This is a genomic window from Streptomyces albireticuli (assembly GCF_002192455.1).
Classification (GTDB): domain Bacteria; phylum Actinomycetota; class Actinomycetes; order Streptomycetales; family Streptomycetaceae; genus Streptomyces; species Streptomyces albireticuli_B.
Map to the genome: position 1 here is coordinate 5,753,376 of NZ_CP021744.1, position 20,039 is coordinate 5,773,414.

Annotated in this window: 15 protein-coding genes and 1 tRNA gene; 6 read left to right on the forward strand and 10 right to left on the reverse strand. The window is 71.6% G+C overall.

Translation table 11 applies throughout. The features are described 5' to 3' along the window. Positions 1-65: 65 nt before the first annotated feature. Positions 66-1,490, forward strand: coding sequence for a pyruvate kinase (gene pyk, locus SMD11_RS24895; RefSeq protein WP_087928560.1), 1,425 nt, complete (start codon positions 66-68; stop codon positions 1,488-1,490). A 9-nt stretch (positions 1,491-1,499) separates the two neighbouring features. On the opposite strand, the gene SMD11_RS24900 is transcribed toward pyk, so the two are convergent. After that, positions 1,500-2,267, reverse strand: coding sequence for a helix-turn-helix domain containing protein (locus tag SMD11_RS24900; RefSeq protein ID WP_087928561.1), 768 nt, complete (start codon positions 2,265-2,267; stop codon positions 1,500-1,502). A gap of 117 nt (positions 2,268-2,384) precedes the next feature. Beyond that, positions 2,385-2,459, reverse strand: a tRNA-Leu gene (locus tag SMD11_RS24905). A 95-nt stretch (positions 2,460-2,554) separates the two neighbouring features. Between SMD11_RS24905 and SMD11_RS24910 the strand changes: the two genes are divergently transcribed. Next, positions 2,555-3,199, forward strand: a complete 645-nt coding sequence (locus tag SMD11_RS24910) for an ANTAR domain-containing response regulator (protein ID WP_087928562.1) — start codon at positions 2,555-2,557, stop codon at positions 3,197-3,199. An 88-nt stretch (positions 3,200-3,287) separates the two neighbouring features. Here SMD11_RS24910 and SMD11_RS24915 read toward each other — a convergent pair whose 3' ends face one another. The 7 genes from SMD11_RS24915 to SMD11_RS24945 form a co-directional block, all read right to left on the reverse strand. Next, entirely contained in the window at positions 3,288-4,007 is a 720-nt protein-coding gene (locus SMD11_RS24915) for an ABC transporter ATP-binding protein (RefSeq protein ID WP_087928563.1), read from the reverse strand. Then, positions 4,004-4,918 (reverse strand): ABC transporter ATP-binding protein, encoded by a 915-nt coding sequence (locus SMD11_RS24920; protein ID WP_087930718.1) that lies wholly within the window; start codon positions 4,916-4,918, stop codon positions 4,004-4,006. The genes SMD11_RS24915 and SMD11_RS24920 overlap by 4 nt, the downstream gene beginning before the upstream one ends. 5 nt (positions 4,919-4,923) lie before the next feature. Further along, complete coding sequence (locus SMD11_RS24925; protein WP_087930719.1) at positions 4,924-6,753, reverse strand: branched-chain amino acid ABC transporter permease; 1,830 nt, start codon at positions 6,751-6,753, stop codon at positions 4,924-4,926. A 5-nt stretch (positions 6,754-6,758) separates the two neighbouring features. Continuing rightward, positions 6,759-7,688 carry a branched-chain amino acid ABC transporter permease gene (locus tag SMD11_RS24930; RefSeq protein ID WP_087928564.1) on the reverse strand — a complete coding sequence of 310 codons (930 nt, stop codon included), beginning with the start codon at positions 7,686-7,688 and terminating at the stop codon, positions 6,759-6,761. Between the two features lie 151 nt (positions 7,689-7,839). Further along, positions 7,840-9,057 (reverse strand): branched-chain amino acid ABC transporter substrate-binding protein, encoded by a 1,218-nt coding sequence (locus SMD11_RS24935; protein ID WP_087928565.1) that lies wholly within the window; start codon positions 9,055-9,057, stop codon positions 7,840-7,842. A gap of 449 nt (positions 9,058-9,506) precedes the next feature. After that, a complete protein-coding gene (locus tag SMD11_RS24940; RefSeq protein ID WP_087928566.1) occupies positions 9,507-9,980 on the reverse strand; it encodes a PaaI family thioesterase in 474 nt (157 codons plus the stop codon). A gap of 137 nt (positions 9,981-10,117) precedes the next feature. Continuing rightward, complete coding sequence (locus SMD11_RS24945) at positions 10,118-12,406, reverse strand: FdhF/YdeP family oxidoreductase (protein ID WP_087928567.1); 2,289 nt, start codon at positions 12,404-12,406, stop codon at positions 10,118-10,120. Positions 12,407-12,588: 182 nt separating this feature from the next. Here SMD11_RS24945 and polA point away from each other — a divergent pair, with 182 nt between their 5' ends. From polA to SMD11_RS24960, 4 genes are all read left to right on the forward strand, one after another. Continuing rightward, entirely contained in the window at positions 12,589-15,306 is a 2,718-nt protein-coding gene (gene polA / locus SMD11_RS24950; protein WP_199843945.1) for a DNA polymerase I, read from the forward strand. A gap of 295 nt (positions 15,307-15,601) precedes the next feature. Continuing rightward, complete coding sequence (locus SMD11_RS35045; RefSeq protein WP_107421974.1) at positions 15,602-15,736, forward strand: SPW_0924 family protein; 135 nt, start codon at positions 15,602-15,604, stop codon at positions 15,734-15,736. 18 nt (positions 15,737-15,754) lie between these two features. Next, positions 15,755-16,795 carry a DUF3068 domain-containing protein gene (locus SMD11_RS24955; RefSeq protein WP_087928569.1) on the forward strand — a complete coding sequence of 347 codons (1,041 nt, stop codon included), beginning with the start codon at positions 15,755-15,757 and terminating at the stop codon, positions 16,793-16,795. Positions 16,796-16,811: 16 nt separating this feature from the next. Continuing rightward, positions 16,812-17,003: a hypothetical protein gene (locus SMD11_RS24960; protein ID WP_087928570.1), complete on the forward strand. Its 192-nt coding sequence runs from the start codon at positions 16,812-16,814 to the stop codon at positions 17,001-17,003. Positions 17,004-17,148: 145 nt separating this feature from the next. Here SMD11_RS24960 and SMD11_RS24965 read toward each other — a convergent pair whose 3' ends face one another. Then, positions 17,149-20,037, reverse strand: a complete 2,889-nt coding sequence (locus SMD11_RS24965; protein WP_087928571.1) for an ATP-dependent RNA helicase — start codon at positions 20,035-20,037, stop codon at positions 17,149-17,151. Positions 20,038-20,039: the final 2 nt, after the last annotated feature.

Consider the following 20,039-nt stretch of genomic DNA (forward strand, 5'->3'; position numbering starts at 1 on the left):
AAACGGACGTTGGGCAGTTGGCGGCGGCCAATTCTCTACCCGCCGGTAGGTCATAAGGTCGTGCCATGCGCCGAGCGAAAATCGTCTGCACCCTGGGACCCGCCACCGATTCGTACGAGCAGATCAAGGCACTCGTCGAAGCCGGCATGGACGTCGCCCGCTTCAACCTCAGCCACGGCACGTACGTCGAGCACGAGGCGCGGTACCAGCGCGTACGCAAGGCGGCCGACGAAACCGGCCGCAACATCGGCATCCTCGCCGACCTTCAAGGTCCGAAGATCCGCCTGGGCAGGTTCCGCGAAGGTCCTGTACTCCTTGAACGCGGCGACGAATTCACCATCACCGTCGAGGAGGGCGCCGAGGGCGACCGCCACTCCTGCGGCACCACCTACGACGGCCTCGCCGCCGACGTCACCAAGGGCGAGCGCATCCTCGTCGACGACGGCCGCGTCACCCTTGAGGTCACCGAGGTCGACGGACCGCGCGTCCGCACCATCGTCATCGAGGGCGGCATGGTCTCCGACCACAAGGGCCTCAACCTCCCCGGCGTCGCCGTCTCCGTCCCCGCCCTCTCCCACAAGGACGTCGAAGACCTCCGCTGGGCGATCCGGACCGGCGCCGACATCATCGCCCTCTCCTTCGTCCGCAGCGCGGCCGACATCCGCGACGTCCACCGCGTCATGGACCAGGAGGGCCGCCGCCTCCCCGTCATCGCCAAGATCGAGAAGCCCCAGGCCGTCCAGAACCTCGACGGCATCGTCGACGCGTTCGACGGGATCATGGTGGCCCGCGGTGACCTCGGCGTCGAAATGCCCCTGGAAACGGTCCCGATCGTCCAGAAGCGGGCCATCAAGCTCGCCAAGCGCAACGCCAAGCCGGTGATCGTCGCCACCCAGATGCTGGACTCCATGATCGACGCCTCCCGCCCCACCCGCGCGGAGGCCTCGGACGTCGCCAACGCCGTCATCGACGGCACGGACGCGGTGATGCTGAGCGGCGAGACCAGCGTGGGCAAATACCCGGTCGAGACGGTCAAGACCATGGGCCGCATCGTGGCCGCCGCCGAGGAGGACGTCCTCGCCAAGGGCCTCCCCCCACTGACCGAACGCAGCAAGCCCCGCACCCAGGGCGGCTCCGTCGCCCGCGCCGCAGCCGAGATGGGCGACTTCCTGGGCGCCAAGTACCTGGTCGCCTTCACCCAATCCGGTGACACCGTCCGCCGCCTCTCGCGGTACCGCTCACCGATCCCGCTGCTGGCCTTCACGCCCGAGCCGGCGACGCGCTCGCAGCTCAATCTGACGTGGGGCGTGGAGACGTTCCTGGGGCCGATGGTGCAGACGACGGACGAGATGGTGGATCAGGTGGACGAGTACCTGCTGCGGATCGGTCGCTGCCGGAAGGGGGACATGGTGATCATCACGGCGGGGTCGCCGCCCGGGGTGGCGGGGACGACGAATCTTGTGCGGGTGCACCACATCGGGGAGGAGTGAGGGAGGTGGTCAGTGCTTGGGGCCGACGCAGAGGTCCATGAGCGCGACGGAGTCGCGGCGGGCCACGGAGATGTTGAAGGGGTCCTTGCCGCGGCGGGTCATCTTCCACTCGACGCCGACCTTGTCGAGGGTCTCGCAGTAGAGATCGCGGATGTCGTCGGACTTGTTCGTGAAGAAGTACCTCGTGTACTCGTAGCGCTTCCGCTCACCGCCCACGAGGCGGACGGTCCAGTTGGTGATGCGGCAGCCGTCGGAATGGATGAGCCCACGGATGAACTCCCAGGGGTGGCTGTCCACGAGGTCCCGCTGCCAGGGGGCGAGGGCGATCGGACGCTCGTGCTTCTTCCCGGGCCCGTGCTGAGGGAACAGGCAGGGCCAGTGCTTGCTGTAACTCGTCACCATGACGCAGCCCTGCTTGCGGATGACGCACACCTTGTTCGCCGGACGAACGCTCGCCATGGCGTCCCGGCAGGACTTGATGAGGCCGGGCCACGCGTCCGCGCACGCGATACGTAAGGCATAGACGCCGCGCCGTCCGGCGCTCAGGCAGCCGTCACCAAGATAGAGGCCCAGTAAGTAGACGTAGGCGGCGTGGTCCGTAGGCGGCTGCCCGGCGTCGCACACCGAACACTCGGTCGTACGGGTGAGGGGGGTGAGTCTCTCCTGCCAGCTGCGGATCGCGTGACGGGATATGCCGGTCTGCTTGCTCACGGAGTTGAGGCTGCGGCCTTGGCGGACGAGCGCGAGAGCACGTTGACGCGTTGCGTTGTCGTACACGTTCGTGAGCTTGGCTGATTCCCTGCCGCCATGGGTGGAATCGAAGCCATGTTCACCGAGGCGAGTGAAGATCGCCAACGGTTGGATTCTCAGCGAACCTTCGATTTGAAGGTGGAGTGCCCCGAGTCGGACTCGAACCGACACTGGATGGGTTTTGAATCCATTGCCTCTCACCAATTGGGCTACCGGGGCCTTGCAATCCAAGGAGAGTGTATACCCCTCCGCTGCTCAAACATACCGGACTAGGTAGGCTCATGGGGCACCACCTGCCCTGGATGAGGAGACCCGTGACCGCCGCCGAGCCCACGCCGCCCGTCGACGACGAGCAGCCGCACACCCCTCCGCACACCACCCGCGTCGTGATCGCCGAGGACGAGGCCCTCATCCGGCTCGACCTCAAAGAGATGCTGGAGGAGGAGGGCTACTCCGTCGTGGGTGAGGCCGGGGACGGTGAGACCGCCGTCGCGCTGGCGCGGGAGCACAAGCCCGACCTGGTCATCCTCGATGTGAAGATGCCCGTCCTCGACGGGATCTCCGCCGCCGAGCAGATCGCCGGGGACTCCATCGCGCCCGTGCTGATGCTCACCGCCTTCTCGCAGCGCGAGCTCGTGGAGCGGGCCCGGGACGCCGGTGCCATGGCGTACCTGGTGAAGCCGTTCAGCAAGAGCGACGTCGTCCCGGCCATCGAGATGGCCGTCTCGCGGTTCACCCAGCTGAAGGCCCTGGAGCAGGAGGTCGCCGACCTCTCGCAGCGGCTGGAGACGCGCAAGCTCGTGGACCGGGCGAAGAGCGTGCTCCAGACCCAGTACGGGCTGACGGAGCCGGCCGCGTTCCGCTGGATCCAGAAGACGTCGATGGACCGCCGCATGTCGATGCAGCAGGTCGCCGAGGCGGTCATCGAGGACGCCGCGGAGAAGAAGGCGAAGGGGTAGCGCCCGGAGCGTGTGACATCACGGAGGGGCCCGTGTCCGCAAACCGGACGCGGGCCCCTTGCGCGCGTTCCGGGGCGCGGCCCGCCGCTCAGTCCTCGCCCAGGTACGCCTTGCGCACCGACTCGTCGTGGAGCAGGTCCGTGCCCGTCCCGGACAGGACGATGCGGCCGGTCTCCATGACGTGGCCGTGGTCGGCCAGGGACAGCGCGGCCTGGGCGTTCTGCTCGACGAGCAGGATCGTGGTGCCGGAGGCCTTGAGCTCGGTGATGGTCTCCATGATCTTCTGCATCATGATCGGGGAGAGGCCCATGGACGGCTCGTCGAGCATGAGGAGCTTGGGGCGGGACATCAGGGCCCTGCCCATGGCGAGCATCTGCTGCTCGCCGCCGGAGAGGGTGCCGGAGGCCTGTTTCGCGCGTTCGCCGAGGATCGGGAAGAGCTCGTAGACGTGCCGGACGTCCCGGTCGATGGCCGCGCCGTCCTTGCGTAGGAAGGCTCCCAGCTGGAGGTTCTCGGCGATGGTGAGGCGGGGGAAGATGTGCCGGCCCTCGGGGGAGTGGGCGAGGCCGAGGGCGACGATCTTGTGGGCGGGGACGCCGGCCAGCGGCCGGCCGTCGAAGCGGACGGTGCCCGCGAGGGGTTTGAGGAGGCCGGAGAGGGTGCGGAGGGTCGTGGTCTTGCCGGCGCCGTTGGTGCCGATGAGGGTGACGACCTGGCCGGCCTCGACGGTGAAGGAGATGCCTTTGACGGCTTCGATCTTGCCGTAGGCGACGCGGAGGTTCGCCACCTCCAGGAGGGGGGCGGTCATCGGTCCTCCTCCGTCCGGGCGCCGGTTTCGCCGACCGTGCCCGTGCCCGTGCCCGCTCCGGCCTCCGCGGCCTCGACCTCGGCGAGTTCCTCCTGGCCCGGCGCGCCCTCGAAGGGTGTGCCGAGGTAGGCGGCGACGACGCGTTCGTCGGCTTGGACGACGTCGGAGGTGCCTTCGACGAGTTTCTCGCCCTGGACGAGGACGGCGACGCGGTCGCAGAGGTTGAAGATGAAGCGCATGTCGTGCTCGATGACGAGGACGGCGGTGCCCTGGGCGCGGATGGCGCGGACGAGGGTCTCGGTGGCGCGGGTCTCCTGGGGGTTCATGCCGGCGGTGGGTTCGTCGAGGAGGAGCAGGCCGGGGTCGCTGGCGAGGGCGCGGGCGATCTCCAGCTTGCGCTGTTCGCCGTAGGGGAGGTTGCGGGCGAGGTGGTCGGCTTTGGGGGCGAGGCCGGTGAAGTCGAGGAGTTCCATGGCGCGGTGGGTGGAGGCGGTTTCGGCGCGGTGGAAGCGGGGGGTGCGGAGGAGTGCGGCGAAGAGGCCTTCGTGGGTGCGGGTGTGGCGGCCGACGAGGACGTTTTCGAGGACGGTCATGTTGGCGAAGAGGCGGATGTTCTGGAAGGTGCGGGCGATGCCGGCTTTGGTGACGAGGTGGGGTTTGGGTGGGAGGACGGTGTCGCGGTAGGTGACGGTGCCTTCTGTGGGGATGTAGAGGCCGGTGAGGCAGTTGAAGAAGGTGGTTTTGCCGGCGCCGTTGGGGCCTATGAGGCCGACGATTTCCTGGGTGGAGACGGTGAGGTCGACGGCGCGTACGGCGGTGAGTCCGCCGAAGCGCATGGTGACGCCGGTGGCGGTGAGGACGGGGGTGCCGTCGGTGGGTGTGGGGGCGGGTGTGGTCGCGGTGGTGGTCATGGCGGTCACGCCTCCGCTTTGGTGACGCCGACCGCCCCGTCGGGGAGGCCTTGTTCGGGTACGTCCAGTTGCCCGGTCTCGTGGAATTCGAGCTGTTTCCTGCGGTCGGCGACCATGCCTTCGGGGCGGAAGCGCATCAGCAGGATGAGGGCGAGGCCGAAGAGGAGCAGCTGGTAGTCCTGCATGAAGTCCATCTTGTTCGGGATGAGGTAGAGCAGGGCGGCGCCGACGACGGGTCCGCTGATGGTGCCCATGCCGCCGAGGATGACGGCGGCGAGGAGGAAGGCGGAGTTGGGTGGGACGGTGCCGGCGAACTGGTACTGGTCGGGGGTGGCGGTGGTGATGACGTGGGCGTGGACGGTGCCGGCGAGTCCGGCGAGGGCGGCGCCGAGGGCGAAGGCGAGGAGTTTGAGGCGGAAGGCGTTGATGCCCATGGCGGTGGCGGCGGTCTCGTCCTCGCGGATGGCGACCCAGGCGCGGCCGATGCGGGATTCGGCGGCGCGGCGGAAGACGAGGACGACGAGGAGGGTGGCGAGGAGCATCAGGAGGTAGTAGTTGCCGAAGCGGCCGATGGGGATGCCGAGGATGTCGTGGGTGCGGCCGAAGTCGAAGCCGAAGAGGTCGAGTTCGGGGATGTTGGGGATGCCCATGGAGCCGTTGGTGATGTCGGGTCCGGTTTTTCCGTTGAGGTTGAGCATGGTGATGCGGAAGATCTCGCCGAAGCCGAGGGTGACGATGGCGAGGTAGTCGCCGCGGAGGCGGAGGGTGGGGGCTCCGATGAGGACGCCGAAGACGAGGGAGGCGCCGATGCCGGTGAGGACGGCGGCCCAGAAGGGGAAGTGGACGCCGACGGCGGATTCGGGGGAGCCGGAGACGAGGGCGGCCGCGTAGGCGCCGACGCCGAGGAAGGCGACGTAGCCGAGGTCGAGGAGGCCGGCGAGGCCGACGACGACGTTGAGGCCGAGGGCGACGGTGGCGAAGATCAGGATGCTGGTGGCGAGGTTGGCGTAGGCGTCGTTGGTCTGGAGGAAGGGGAAGCAGGCGGCGGCGGTGAACGCGGCGGCGAGGGTGATGTTGCGGTGTTTGGCGGTGAGGGTGGTGAGGCGTGAGGTGAGTCCGGAGCGGCCGAGTGCGGTGAGGGTGAAGACGGCGAGGAGGAGGTAGCCGACGAAGAGTTCGCCGTATTCGGTGTCGATGCCGTAGGTGAAGACGGCGAGGCCGAGGGCGAAGGCGGCGGCGATGACGAGGATTTCGGCCCAGGTGGGGAGTGGGGTGGGCCGGGGTGCGCGGCCGGTGGTGAGGGTGTGGCGGAAGCGGCGCCAGGCGTTGGGGTGGGTTTCTGGGGTGGTTGGGGTGTCTGTGCTGTTGGTGCTGCCGTTGCTTTCGGTGTTTCCCGTGTGGTTGGTGGTTTCGGTGTTCTGCCGGTCGGTGGGGAGGGCGAGGGCTCCGGCGAGGGTGAGGAGGGTGGCGGCCGCGGCGGCGTAGGCGCCGGGTTCGAGGTGGGCGAGGCCGCCGAGGTCGGTGGTGATGGCGCCGAGGGTGTACCAGGTGGTGGCGAGGGTGCCGAGGGCGAGGAGGACGGTGGGGGCGGTGGTTCCGGCGGGGGCGAGCCAGCGGAGGCCGCGGATGTGGTGTCCGGCGAGGGCGTGGAGGAGGGTGAGGATGCCGCCGGTGAGGGTGATGGTCTGGAGGCCGCCGGGGTAGCCGTTGACGGTGAGGTTGCCGGGGAAGGCGGTGGTCCAGGTCCAGGCGAGGAAGGTGGAGAGGATGGTGAGGGCGGCGCCGGTGAGGGTGAGGGCGCGGGCGGCGGGGAGGCGCAGGAGTTGGTCCGGCATGGTGGTCACGCCCTGTCCGCGACGCGTTCGCCGAGCAGGCCCTGGGGCCTGAGCAGCAGGACGAGGATGAGGAGGACGAAGGCCCAGACGTCTTTCCAGGAGCCGCCGCCGAACTGGGTCATGCCGGGGATCTCCTCGATGTAGCCGGTGGCGAGGGCTTCGGCGACGCCGAGGACGACGCCGCCGAGCATGGCGCCGTAGATGTTGCCGATGCCGCCGAGGACGGCGGCGGTGAAGGCCTTGAGGCCGGTGATGAAGCCCATGCGGAAGTCGACCTGGCCGTATTTGAGGCCGTGGGCGACGGCGGCGATCGCGGCGAAGGCGGCGCCGATGGCGAAGGCGATGACGATGATGCGGTCGGTGTTGATGCCCATGAGCTTGGCGGTGTCGGGGTCCTGGGCGGTGGCTTGCATGCCGCGGCCGGTGCGGGTGCGGGCGACGAAGAGGCCGAGGGCGAGCATGCAGAGGGGTGCGGCGGCGAGGAGGAAGAGTTCGCCGCGTTGGACGGTGACGCCGAGGATGTCGAGGGATTCGCCTTTGAACTGGGGGAAGACGCGGGCTTTCTTGGCGTCGGGGTACCACTTCCAGATGGCTTGCTGGAGGGCGATGGAGAGGCCGATGGCGGTGATGAGGGGGGCGAGGCGGGGGGCGCCGCGCAGGGGGCGGTAGGCGAAGCGTTCGGCGGCGACGCCGATGGCGACGGAGGCGAGGACGCCGCCGAGGACCATGAGGGGGAGGGCGAGGGCGAGGGCGGTGCCGTCGGGGAGGGTGAGGTAGGCGGTCAGGGCGCCGAAGCCGCCGACCATGAAGATCTCGCCGTGGGCGAAGTTGATGAGCTGGACGATGCCGTAGACCATCGTGTAGCCGATCGCGATGAGTCCGTACATCGCGCCGAGGATGAGTCCGTTGGCCAGCTGTTGCGGCAGTTCGTGCACCGCTGGGCCTCCGTGGGTGGAAGGGGTGCGGGGGACCGGTCCCGGGGGCCGTGCGGGGTCGCCTGTGGGGTCGCCCGCGCGGCGCGGCCGTCGATGGTGGGGTGGTGCGGGGCGGTACGGGGAGGTGGCCCGTACGGCCGGGACGGCGGGGTCAGCCCTTGTATTCGGCGCTGTAGCGGGATTTCCACTGGTTGGCGTCGACCTGGTAGGCGGTGATCAGGGTGTTGGTGGTGTCGCCGTATTTGTCGAAGGAGACGGGGCCGGTCACGCCGTCGAATTTGACTTTGTTGAGGGCGTCGACGACTTTGGCGCGGGCGTCGGAGGGCAGTTTGCCGTCGTTGGCGGTGGTGACGGCTTTGACGGCTTGGACGAGGGCCCAGGTGGCGTCGTAGGTGGAGCCTCCGTAGGCCTCGTAGCGGTCTTTGTAGCCGGCGGTTTTGTAGTCGGCGATGAACTTCTTGGCGGAGTCGAGTTGTTCGACGGGTTTGCCGACGGAGGTGGCGTAGTCGCCGGCGGATTTCTTGTTGAGGGTGATGTAGTCGCCGCTGTACATGCCGTCGCCGCCCATGAGGGGGGCTTTGACGCCGCCGTCCTTGAGTTGCTGGCTCAGGGGGGCGGAGGCGGGGTATTCGCCGCCGTAGAAGACGAGGTCGGGGTTTGCGGTCTTGGCTTTGGAGACGATGGCCTTGAAGTCGCGGTCCTCGGGGTTGACGTGTTCGGTGCCGACTACCTTGCCGCCGAGTGCGGTGAATTTGGCGGAGAAGGCGGCGGCGAGGCCGACGCCGTAGGTCTTCTGGTCGTCGATGACGTAGACGGTCTTGGCCTTGATGTTCTCGTAGGCGTATTTGCCGCCGAAGGAGCCTTGGACCTCGTCGGTGGTGGAGGTGCGGAAGTAGGTGCTGAACTGGCGTTTGCGCTTGTCCTGTTTCCAGTCCTTGCCCTGGGTGAGGTCGGGGGTGGTGTTGGCGGGGGATATGAGTGCGATGTTGTTGGACTGGGCGACCTGTTGCATCGACTGGGCGACGCTGGAGTTGAGCGGGCCGACGATGCCGAGGACTTGTTTGTCGCCGGCGAGTTTGGTGGCGTTCTGCTGGCCGGAGGTGGGCTGGGCCTGGTCGTCGAGGGCGCGGAACTCGAAGGTGACGCCGGGGACTTCCTTGGTCTTGTTGGCGTTGTTCAGGGCGAGTTCGGCGGAGTTCTTGATGCCTTGGCCGAGGGCGGAGAGGTCGCCGGTGAGCGGGGCGTCCAGGCCGATCACGACGGTGGTCTTCTTGCCTTCGGTGTTTCCGTCGTCGCCTTTGTCGTCGCGCGATCCGCAGGCGCTCAGGGTGAGGGCCCCGGTGGTGAGCGCGGTGGTGAGGATGAGCAAGGAACGGTGTCGCACGGTGATTCCCTTCCCTGGCGAGGCCCCCTCTGCTGAGGTGCCGTGGCGCGTGCCGGGCGGTGCGGGACGGTGTGGTGGCGTGCGGGCCGCCCGGCGGGTCGTGACTGGCCGTGACTCTAAGGGTGTGCGGCGGCGCGGGGCAGAGGTGCTGGCCATGATGTGACTGTCTTGTTATGGCGTAGGTCACTCCAGTGACTTCTGTGTAGTGAAGGTGATCGGACAGTCCGGGTGTTTGGGGAGGGATCAGGCATCAGGTGGTCGGGAAGGTGTAGTTCCGCTAATGCGTCGGGGGTGGCGCGGGGCGTGGGCCGGGTGTCGTGATCGTCGCGCGGTCGCCGGGTGGCCGGAAAGATCGCGAAAGCGGCGGCCGGGAATGTGGAATCCCGGCCGCCGCTTCATGGCGATGTCACGCACGGTGACGTGCGAGGAGGGTCTCAGCTGGTGGGGCGGCCCTCGTCGGTGTCACGGATGAGGCAGGTGAGGCGGGCGCTGCATACGCGCTTGCCCTGCTCGTCGGTGATGACGATCTCGTACGTGGCGGTGGAGCGGCCCCGGTGCACGGGGGTGGCCACGCCGGTGACCAGCCCGGAGCGGGCGCCGCGGTGGTGGGTGCAGTTGAGGTCGACGCCCACGGCGATCCGGCCGGGGCCGCCGTGCAGCATCGCGCCGACGGAGCCGAGGGTCTCGGCGAGCACGGCGGAGGCGCCGCCGTGCAGCAGCCCGTACGGCTGGGTGTTGCCCTCGACGGGCATGGTGCCGACCACGCGGTCGGGCGAGGCCTCGACGACCCGGACGCTCATGCGCTCGCCGAGGTGCCCGGCGGAGAACAGGGCGGGCAGGTCCAGCCCGCTGCCCGTCCACTGGTCCAGGACCTCCTGAGGGAACGTGGTCCCGGTCTGCTCACCCATGACGTGCTCCGATCGTCCTTGCTCGTTGCGTGCTGAACGTTTCCTTGAACGCTGGTGAACGTCTTATCAGGTGAACAGGCCTGACGGCCGGTCGGGGTGGTGCCCGGACGGCTCCGGGCCCCGCCCGGGGCCGGGGGTCAGGCGGACCCGGGCCGGTTCGGCTCCACCCTGATCACCAGGGACTTGCTGGCGGGGGTGTTGCTGGTGTCGGCGGTGTGGTCCAGGGGGACGAGGACGTTGGTCTCGGGGTAGTAGGCGGCGGCGCAGCCCCGGGCGGTGGGGTAGTGGACGACGCGGAAGCCGGGCGCGCGGCGCTCGGTGCCGTCCGTCCACTCGCTGACGAGGTCGGCGTACGAGCCGTCGGCGAGGTCGAGTTCGCGGGCGTCGTCGGGGTTGACGAGGACCACGCGGCGGCCGTTCTTGATGCCGCGGTAGCGGTCGTCGAGGCCGTAGATGGTGGTGTTGTACTGGTCGTGCGAGCGGAGTGTCTGGAGGAGGAGCCGGCCTTCGGGCGCGCGCGGGTACTCGACCGGGGCGGCGGTGAAGTTGGCCTTGCCGGTGGCGGTGGGGAACCGGCGTTCGTCGCGGGGGGCGTGGGGGAGGGTGAAGCCGCCGGGGCGGGCGACGCGGGCGTTGAAGTCCTCGAAGCCGGGGACGACGCGCGCGATGCGGTCGCGGACGGTGCCGTAGTCCTTCTCGAACTCCTCCCACGGGGTGGCGCTGGCGGTGCCGAGGACGCGGCGGGCGAGGCGGCAGACGATGGCGGGCTCGGAGAGGAGGGCGGGGCTCGCGGGGCGCAGCCGGCCGCGTGAGGCGTGGACCATGCCCATGGAGTCCTCGACGGTGACGAACTGGTCGCCGGCGGCCTGCCGGTCGCGCTCGGTGCGGCCGAGGGTGGGGAGGATGAGGGCGCGGGCGCCGGTGACCACGTGCGAGCGGTTGAGCTTGGTGGAGACGTGGACGGTGAGGCGGGCGCGGCGGACGGCGGCCTCGGTGACGTCGGTGTCGGGGGTGGCGGAGACGAAGTTGCCGCCCATGGCGAAGAAGACCTTCGCCTCGCCGTCGCGGAGGGCGCGGATGGCGCGGACGACGTCCAGGCCGTGCTCGCGGGGCGGGGCGAAGCCGAACTCCTTCTCCAGGGCGTCGAGGAAGGCGGGGGCGGGGCGTTCGAAGATGCCCATGGTGCGGTCGCCCTGGACGTTGCTGTGGCCGCGGACGGGGCAGACGCCGGCGCCGGGGCGGCCGATGTCGCCGCGCAGGAGGAGGAGGTTGACGACCTCCCGGATGGTGGGGACGGCGTGCTTGTGCTGGGTGAGGCCCATGGCCCAGCAGACGATGGTGCGGCGGGAGGCGAGGATCATGGCGAGGGCGGCCTCGATCTCCTCGCGGGTCAGGCCGGTGGCGCGGAGGGTCTCGTCCCAGTCGGCGGCGCGGGCGGCGCGGGCGAACTCCTCGAAGCCGTGGGTGTGCTCCTCGACGAAGGCGGTGTCGACGGCGCCCTCGGTCTCCAGGACGAGCTTGTTGAGGGCGCGGAAGAGGGCCTGGTCGCCGCCGAGGCGGACCTGGAGGAAGAGGTCCGTGAGCGGGGTGCCGCCGGCGGCGAGGCCGCGGGCGTTCTGGGGGTTCTTGAAGCGTTCCATGCCCGCTTCGGGGAGCGGGTTGACCGTGATGATCTTCGTGCCGCCGGCCTTGGCCTTCTCCAGGGCGCTGAGCATGCGGGGGTGGTTGGTGCCGGGGTTCTGGCCGGCGACGATGATCAGGTCGGCCTTGTAGAGGTCCTCCAGGAGGACGCTGCCCTTGCCGACGCCGATGGTCTCCGTAAGGGCGGAGCCGGAGGACTCGTGGCACATGTTGGAGCAGTCCGGCAGGTTGTTGGTGCCGAACTCGCGGGCGAAGAGCTGGTAGAGGAACGCGGCCTCGTTGCTGGTGCGGCCCGAGGTGTAGAAGACCGCCTCGTCGGGGGAGGAGAGCGCGGTGAGCTCGTCGGCGACGATGTCGAAGGCCCGTTCCCAGGACACCGGCTCGTAGGTGTCGGAGCCCTCGGCGAGGTACATCGGCTGGGTGAGCCGGCCTTGCTGGCCGAGCCAGTAGCCGCTGCGGCCGGCGAGGTCGGAGACGGGGTGCGCGGCGAAGAAGTCGGGGGTGACGCGGCGCAGGGTGGCTTCCTCGGCGACGGCCTTGGCGCCGTTCTCGCAGAATTCCGCGGCGTGCCGCTTGTCCGGCTCGGGCCAGGCGCAGCCGGGGCAGTCGAAGCCGTCCTTCTGGTTGACCTTGAGGAGGGTGAGGGCCGTGCGCCGGACGCCCATCTGCTGTTGCGCGATGCGCAGCGTGTGCGCGATGGCCGGCAGGCCGGCCGCGGCGTGCTGCGGGGCGGTGACGTCGGGTGCGTCCTGGACCGGATCGCCTGTCGGCGGCTTGGCTGCCATCTCGCTCCCCTTTGAGCGGTCGGTTCGGAAACGGTCGGTGCGGGCGTGCTCGTGTATGCGGTGCCGATCCTGTCACGGGGCCGCCCGCGGGCTCCCCGGGAGGGTGGGTGGCCAGGGCGGTGTGGCCCGGATTGTCAGTGGGCCGTGGCAGGATCGGGGGCGTGGCAGCGAAGGGAACGAAGATGAGCGCAGAGACCGGCACCGAGGCAGCGGAGGGAGGTCGCCCCCGCCTGCTTCTGATGGACGGGCACTCCATGGCGTACCGGGCGTTCTTCGCGCTGCCCGCGGAGAATTTCACGACGGTGGCCGGCCAGCCGACGAACGCGGTGTACGGCTTCGCGTCCATGCTGGCGAACACGCTGCGTGACGAGAAGCCTTCGCATTTCGCGGTGGCGTTCGACGTCTCCCGTAAGACGTGGCGCTCCGACGAGTTCCCCGAGTACAAGGCGACGCGGTCCAAGACGCCCGACGAGTTCAAGGGCCAGGTCGAGCTGATCGGCGAGTTGCTCGACGCGATGAAGGTGCCGCGCTTCGCGGTCGACGGCTTCGAGGCCGACGACGTGATCGCCACGCTGGCCACGCAGGCCGAGGCGGCGGGTTTCCACGTCTCGATCGTCACGGGTGACCGCGACTCCTTCCAGCTGGTCTCCGACGACGTCACGGTGCTCTATCCGACGAAGGGTGTCTCGGAGCTGACGCGCTTCACGCCGGAGAAGGTCCAGGAGAAGTACGGCCTGAGCCCCTCGCAGTACCCGGACTTCGCCGCGCTGCGCGGTGACCCGTCGGACAACCTCCCGGGCATCCCGGGCGTCGGCGAGAAGACCGCCGCGAAGTGGATCAATCAGTTCGGTTCGTTCGCGGAGCTGGTGGAGCGGGTCGAGGAGGTCAAGGGCAAGGCCGGGCAGAACCTCCGGGACCACCTGGAGGCCGTCAAGCTCAACCGCCGCCTCACCGAGATGGTGCGGGACGTGGCGCTGCCGGTGGGCCCGGAGGGCCTGGCCCGGGTGGCGTACGACCGCACGGCGCTGACCGCGTTCCTGGAGGGCCTGGAGATCCGCAACCAGGGTCTGCGGGACCGGCTGCTGGCCGCCGACCCGGGCGGGGAGGCCGCCGCGGAGGAGGCGCCGCCGGCCGCCGGGGCCGAGGTGGACGGTGCCGTGCTGGGCGCGGGGGAGCTCGCGCCGTGGCTGGCCGGGCACGCCGCGGGCCCGCTGGGCGTGGCGGTGGTCGACTCCTGGGCGCAGGGCAGCGGCCGGGTCGCCGAGATCGCGCTGGCGACGGGCGAGGGCCCGGCCGTCTGGTTCGACCCCGCCGAGCTGGACGAGGCCGACGAGCGGGCGTTCGCCGCGTGGAGCGCGGACGCCGGCCGGGCCAAGGTGATGCACGACGCGAAGTCGGCCATGCGGGTCTTCGCCGAGCACGGCTGGACGGTCGAGGGCGTCACGATGGACACGGCGCTGGCCGCGTATCTGGTGAAGCCGGGCCGCCGCTCCTTCGAGCTGGACGCGCTGTCGGTGGAGTACCTGGGCCGTGAGCTGGCCACGGCCGCCGCCGGTGACGGTCAGCTGGCCTTCGGCGCCGACGAGCAGGCCGAGGCGGATGCCCTGATGGGCCGGGCGCGTACGGTGCTCGACCTGGGCGAGGCGTTCACGGGCCGGCTCGCGGAGGTGGGCGCGGCCGAGCTGCTCGCCGATGTCGAGCTGCCGACGAGCGCGCTGCTGGCCCGCCTGGAGCGGGCGGGCATCGCCGCGGACCGGGGCTGGCTGGAGCGGATGGAGCAGCAGTTCGCGGCCGCCGTGCAGCAGGCCGTCGTGGAGGCGCACGCCGCCGCGGGCCGCGAGTTCAACCTGGGCTCGCCCAAGCAGCTCCAGGAGGTGCTCTTCGGCGAGCTGGGCCTGCCGAAGACGAAGAAGACCAAGACCGGGTACACCACGGACGCCGACGCCCTGGCCTGGCTCGCCGCCCAGACGGAGAACGAACTCCCGGTGATCATGCTGCGTCACCGGGAGCAGGCCAAGCTGCGGTCCACGGTCGAGGGCCTGATCAAGGCGATCGCCCCCGACGGCCGGATCCACACCACGTTCAACCAGACGGTGGCGGCCACCGGCCGGCTGTCGTCCACGGACCCGAACCTCCAGAACATCCCGGTGCGGACGGACGAGGGCCGGGCCATCCGCCGCGGCTTCGTCGTCGGGTCCGGCTTCGAGTCCCTGATGACCGCCGACTACAGCCAGATCGAGCTGCGCGTCATGGCCCACCTCTCGGAGGACGAGGGCCTGATCGAGGCGTTCGCCTCCGGCGAGGACCTGCACACCACGGTGGCCTCCCAGGTCTTCGGCGTCGCCAAGAGCGAGGTCGACCCGGAGATGCGCCGGAAGATCAAGGCCATGTCGTACGGGCTGGCCTACGGCCTGTCGGCGTTCGGTCTCTCGCAGCAGCTCAACATCGCTCCCGCCGAGGCGGGCAAGCTGATGGACACCTTCTTCGAGCGGTTCGGCGGGGTGCGGGACTACCTCCAGCGGGTGGTCGTGGAGGCCCGTGCCACGGGTTACACGGAGACGATGCTGGGCCGCCGCCGCTACCTCCCGGACCTCAACAGCGACAACCGCCAGCGCCGTGAGATGGCCGAGCGGATGGCGCTGAACGCCCCGATCCAGGGCACGGCCGCCGACATCGTGAAGGTCGCGATGCTGCGGGTGGGCCAGGCGCTGGAGGCCGCGGGCCTGGGCTCGCGGATGCTGCTCCAGGTGCACGACGAAATCGTGCTGGAGATCGCGCCGGGCGAGCGGGAGCGGGTCGAGGAGCTGGTCCGCCGGGAGATGGCCGGCGCGGTGTCGCTGCGCGCGCCGCTGGACGTCTCGGTGGGCGTCGGCGCGGACTGGGAGTCCGCGGCGCACTGAGCTGGGCGCCCTATGTTCCTGGGCCGGTATGTGCCTGGGGCTGTGCGTTCCTGGGTCGGCGTGCGCCTGGGGCTGTGCGTTCCTGGGCCGGCCCGCGCCTGAGCCCGGACGTTCCCGGGCGCGTACGTCTCGCGGCTGTGCGGGGCCGTGCGCCCGCCGGCCGGCCGCACCGTCGCCCCGTAGTGCCCCCTCGTCCTCGGACGAGGGGGCACTACGGGTTCTCATCTCCGGCCTGTGTTGCTACCGTGCCCCAGCCCCGCTGTCCTGATGCCCCGTCAGTTCCTGGAGGCCGAGCATGCGCGCACTGGCCGCCGCGGCCGTCGGACTCGCCGCCGCCCTCGCCCTCGTGTTCATCGTCACCGGCGTCGGGCCACCGCGCGGCCACACCTCCCCCGAGCCGATGCTCACCTCCGCCCCGACGCACCCCTAGGCGCGGGGAGAGCCCGCCGTGCGCCGCCGAGCGAGCCTGGTCCTGCTCGCCCTCGCCGTCTTCCTCGTCGCCCTCGCGCCGCTCCTGCGCTGGTACGCCTTCCCCCGGCTGGCCAAGGTCCCCGCCGGCCGCTACCAGGCCGTCGTCATGGAGGCGAAGGACGCGACCCTCATCGACTACGCCACGCTGAAGCCCCGGACCGTCCCCAAGGTCACCATGATCCAGACCCTCAAGGGCAATGTGGAGGAGGCGGCGAAGGTCCGTAAGGCGACCGGCCGCGATGTCGTCGTCTGGGACACCCTCACCTTCGCCGCGGGGCCCGACGGCGCGATGGTCTCGCGGATCCCCGAGCGCTACGTCTTCGACGCCCACAGCCAGCAGCCCGTGCACGCGGGCGGCGAGCACGTCGACGGCACCCCCGTGCGCCGCGACGGCATCGCCTACAAATGGCCCTTCCTGGCGCAGAAGCGCGACTACCGCTACTTCGACATGCAGACCCGCACCTCCGCCCCCATCCACTACCGGGGCACCCGCGCCTTCCACGGCCTGGACGTCTATTACTTCGAGCAGACGATCCCCTGGACCAAGGTGCCCCTGCCCAGGACGCTGCCGCTCGGCGTCACCCCCGACGCCGTCCGGCAGATCGGCCTGGAGCGCTGGTACAGCACCAAGCGCATGTTCTGGGTCGACCCCGTCACCGGGGCGCCCGTCAACGGCGAGGAGGTCCACCGCGAGGAGATGCGCTGGACCGGCCACCCCGAGAAGGAGCCCATCACCGCCTTCGCCGGCCATGTGAAGATGCGCCCCGACTACCTCGACGCGACGGTCGACCTCGTGACCTCGCAGCGGCGGCTCGTCCTCCTCCTCACCACCTACCTCCCCTGGGGATTCGCCGGCTTCGGCACCGCGCTGCTCGCCCTGGCGCTCGTCCTGGAGGCCCGCTCCCGCCGGGCGCGGGACGGTGCCGCGGATCCGCCGGGAGATCGGCGTGCGATCGGGGTGGGTATGTCCCAGGATGGAGGGACATTCGAACAGCCGACCCCCGGCGGGGGCCGCTGAACAGAGGAGGCCCACCGTGAAGGAGAGCCCCGAGGACACATCCACCACGTCCCGGCCGCGCCGGCTGTACACCGGCGGCGAGCGGCCGTTCGACCCCGAGGACCTGGTCATGGCGTCGGGCCGGGACGTCACGCCGGAGCGGGTCGAGGCGGCGAAGCGGCTGATGGAGGAGAAGGGGGCGGCGGCGGTCGAGCGGTACCTGCCGTGAGGTAAGGGGAGGGGCGGCGGTGGGGGCGGCCGCCGCGCGGGGCCTCTCCCGGTCCCGCCCCTTCCCGACCGGGGCTCCGCCCCGGACCCCGTCCTCAGGCGGTGTACGGCGTTTTCGGCCCGTACACCGCCTGAGGACTGCCGCGTCACCGCCGCGCGTTCGTCCGCCGCGTCGCCACCGCCGCCGACGGGTCCTCCGGCCAGGGATGCCGCGGATACCGCCCCCGCAGTTCCGCCCGCACCGCCCGGTACCCCTCCCGCCAGAACGACGCCAGGTCCGCCGTCACCGCCGCCGGCCGCCCCGCCGGGGACAGCAGATGTACGAGCACCGGGACCCGGCCGCCCGCGAGGCGCGGCGTCTCCTGGAGGCCGAACAGCTCCTGGAGCTTGACCGCCAGCACCGGCTGCGACCCGCCGTAGTCCACCCGGATCCGGGAACCGCTCGGCACCTCCAGACGCTCCGGCGCCAGCTCGTCCAGGCGCGCGGCGGCCCCGCTCGCCCACGGCAGCAGCCGTTCCAGCGCCTTGCCCGCGTCCAGCCGCTCCAGATCGGCCCGCCTGCGGGCCCGCTCCAGCTCCCAGCCGAGCCAGTCCTCCGCGCCCTCCAGCAGCGCCTCCTCGGACACGTCCGGCCACGGCTCCCCGAGCTCGCGGTGGAGGAAGGCCAGCCGCTGCCGCAGCCCCGCCGCCCCGTCCGGCCAGCGCAGCAGGCCCAGCCCCTCGCTCCGCAGGCCGTCGAGCAGGGCGGCCCGTACGAGCGCGGGGTCCGGCGCCGTCAGGGGACGCTCGGCCAGCTCCACCGCGCCCAGCCGCTCGACGCGCCGGGCCACGACATCGCGCCGCTCCTCGGACCAGTGGACCTCCTCGCCCTCCGCGCGCAGGGCGCGCGCCGCGCTCCGGGCCGTGTCCTCGTCGATCACCGCGCCGAGCAGGACCCGCGCCGAGGCCGCCGTGACGGGCCGGTCGGCCACGGCCACCGCGAGCCAGGGCGCGCTGCGCAGCCGCGACCCCTCGCCGAGCCGGGCGCCGGTGCCGGACGCCATGAGGTACGAGCCCTCGCCGCGCAGACGGGCCACGCGCTCGGGAAAGGCGAGCGCCGTGACGAGCCCGGCGACGGCGTCGTCGGAGAAGGCCCCCGGCCGGCCGTCTTCTTCCGGGCCCCGGCTCCGGCCGCCGCCCCGTGAACCCGGGCTGCCGCTTCCTGAGCCTTGACCCCGGCCACCGTCCCCCGAGGCACCGCCCCGGCCGCCTGCCTCGGGTCCCGGGGTATCGCCTCGACTGTCCGATCTGCCTCCCGAAGCCCCGCCTCGGGCACCCGCACTGTTTCCCGAAGCCCTGCCGCGGCCGACTGCACCGCCGCCGGAGGGCCTGTCCCGGCCGTCCGTGCCGCTACCGGAGGCCCTGCCTCGGGCACCCGTGCTGTCTCCGGAGGCCCCGCCCCGGTCGCCCGCGGCGTCCCCCGGCATATCGTCCCGACCGGCCGCCTCTGCCCCTGTCCCGTCCTCCGCGCTCCCCTTGAGCGCCCCCTCCAGCCGCCTCGCCTCGGCCCGCCACCGCGCGCCGTATCCGTCGCCCCCGCGCCGTGCCGCGCGCCACGCCGCCGCCAGGTCGTCCCCGTAGTCCCGGGGCGGCTCTTCGCTCAGCAGGGCGACCACCTCGGCCGCCCGGCGCGCGCCGACCTCGCGCGCGCCGTCCAGCAGGGCGCGCGCCAGGCGTGGGTGGACGCCCAGCCGGGCCATGCGGCGGCCGCGGCCGGTGGGGCGGCCGTCCGGGCCGACGGCTCCCGTGGCGGTCAGGACCTCGCGCGCCGCGGCCATCGCACCGGACGGCGGCGGGTCGAGGAGGGCGAGGCCCGACGCGTCGGGGTCGCCCCAGCACGCGGCCTGGAGCGCGAACGCCGTCAGGTCCGCGACCGTGATCTCCGCGGCGGGGAAGCGCGGCAGCCGGCCGTCGTCGGCCTCGGTCCAGCAGCGGTACACCGCGCCCGGCGCCTCACGGCCGGCGCGGCCCGCGCGCTGCCGGGCGGCCGCGTGGGACGCCCGTACGGTCGTCAGCGCGCTCAGCCCGCGCGCGTGGTCCGTGCGCGGCTCGCGCGCCAGACCGGAGTCGACCACGACGCGCACCCCGGGGACGGTCAGGCTGGATTCCGCCACCGACGTCGCCAGCACCACCCGGCGGACGCCCGAGCCGCCCGCCAGCACCGCGTCCTGCGCCTCCGCCGGGGCCCGCCCGTGCACCTGGAGGACCTCGGCGCCCAGCGTCCCGGGCCCGCCCAGCCGGCCGGCCACCCGGGAGATCTCGCCGACACCGGGCAGGAAGCACAGCACGTCGCCCTCCCGCTCCCGCAGCGCCCGCCGCACCACGCCCGCGACGTGCTCCAGGAGCGCCGGGTCCACCCGCATCCCGTGCGGCGGCCGCACCGGCCGGTCCGGCGCGGCCCAGACCACGTCGACGGGGTGGGACGTCCCCCGCGCCTCCACCACGGGGGCGTCGCCCAGCAGCCGGGCCCAGCCCTCCGCGTCCGTCGTCGCGGACGCCGCGACCAGCCGCAGCTCGGGCCGGAGCGCGGCCCGGACGTCCAACAGGAAGGCGGCGGCGGTGTCCGCGTCGAGGTGGCGCTCATGGCACTCGTCGAGGATCACGGTGCCGACGCCGGCCAGCTCCGGATCGCGCTGGAGGCGCTGGAGCAGCACACCGGTGGTGACCACCTCCACCACCGTGCGGGGCCCGGCCCGGCGCTCGCCGCGCACGGTGAAGCCGACGCGGCCGCCCACGGGCTCGCCCAGCAGCCAGGCCATGCGCCGGGCGGCGGCCCGCGCCGCGATCCGGCGCGGCTCCGCGACCAGCACCCGCCGGGCCGGTCCCCGCGGCCCCTCCGGCCCGGTCAGGCCGGCGAGGGCGAGCGGGACCAGCGTGGTCTTTCCCGTGCCGGGCGGCGCGCACAGCACCGCCACGCCGCGCTCGTCGAGCGCCCGGGACAGGCCCGGCAGGGCGGAACGTACGGGCAGCTGTTCGAGGGCGTCGGTGCGGATCACCC

Excerpts from the sequence above, each read along its gene's own strand:
- pyk (WP_087928560.1), top strand. The coding sequence starts at position 66 with ATGCGCCGAGCGAAAATCGTCTGCACCCTGGGACCCGCCACCGATTCG.
- SMD11_RS24915 (WP_087928563.1), bottom strand. The coding sequence starts at position 4,007 with ATGACCGCCCCCCTCCTGGAGGTGGCGAACCTCCGCGTCGCCTACGGC.
- SMD11_RS24920 (WP_087930718.1), bottom strand. The coding sequence starts at position 4,918 with ATGACCACCACCGCGACCACACCCGCCCCCACACCCACCGACGGCACC.
- SMD11_RS24925 (WP_087930719.1), bottom strand. The coding sequence starts at position 6,753 with ATGCCGGACCAACTCCTGCGCCTCCCCGCCGCCCGCGCCCTCACCCTC.
- SMD11_RS24940 (WP_087928566.1), bottom strand. The coding sequence starts at position 9,980 with ATGGGTGAGCAGACCGGGACCACGTTCCCTCAGGAGGTCCTGGACCAG.
- SMD11_RS24945 (WP_087928567.1), bottom strand. The coding sequence starts at position 12,406 with ATGGCAGCCAAGCCGCCGACAGGCGATCCGGTCCAGGACGCACCCGAC.
- polA (WP_199843945.1), top strand. The coding sequence starts at position 12,589 with ATGAGCGCAGAGACCGGCACCGAGGCAGCGGAGGGAGGTCGCCCCCGC.
- SMD11_RS35045 (WP_107421974.1), top strand. The coding sequence starts at position 15,602 with ATGCGCGCACTGGCCGCCGCGGCCGTCGGACTCGCCGCCGCCCTCGCC.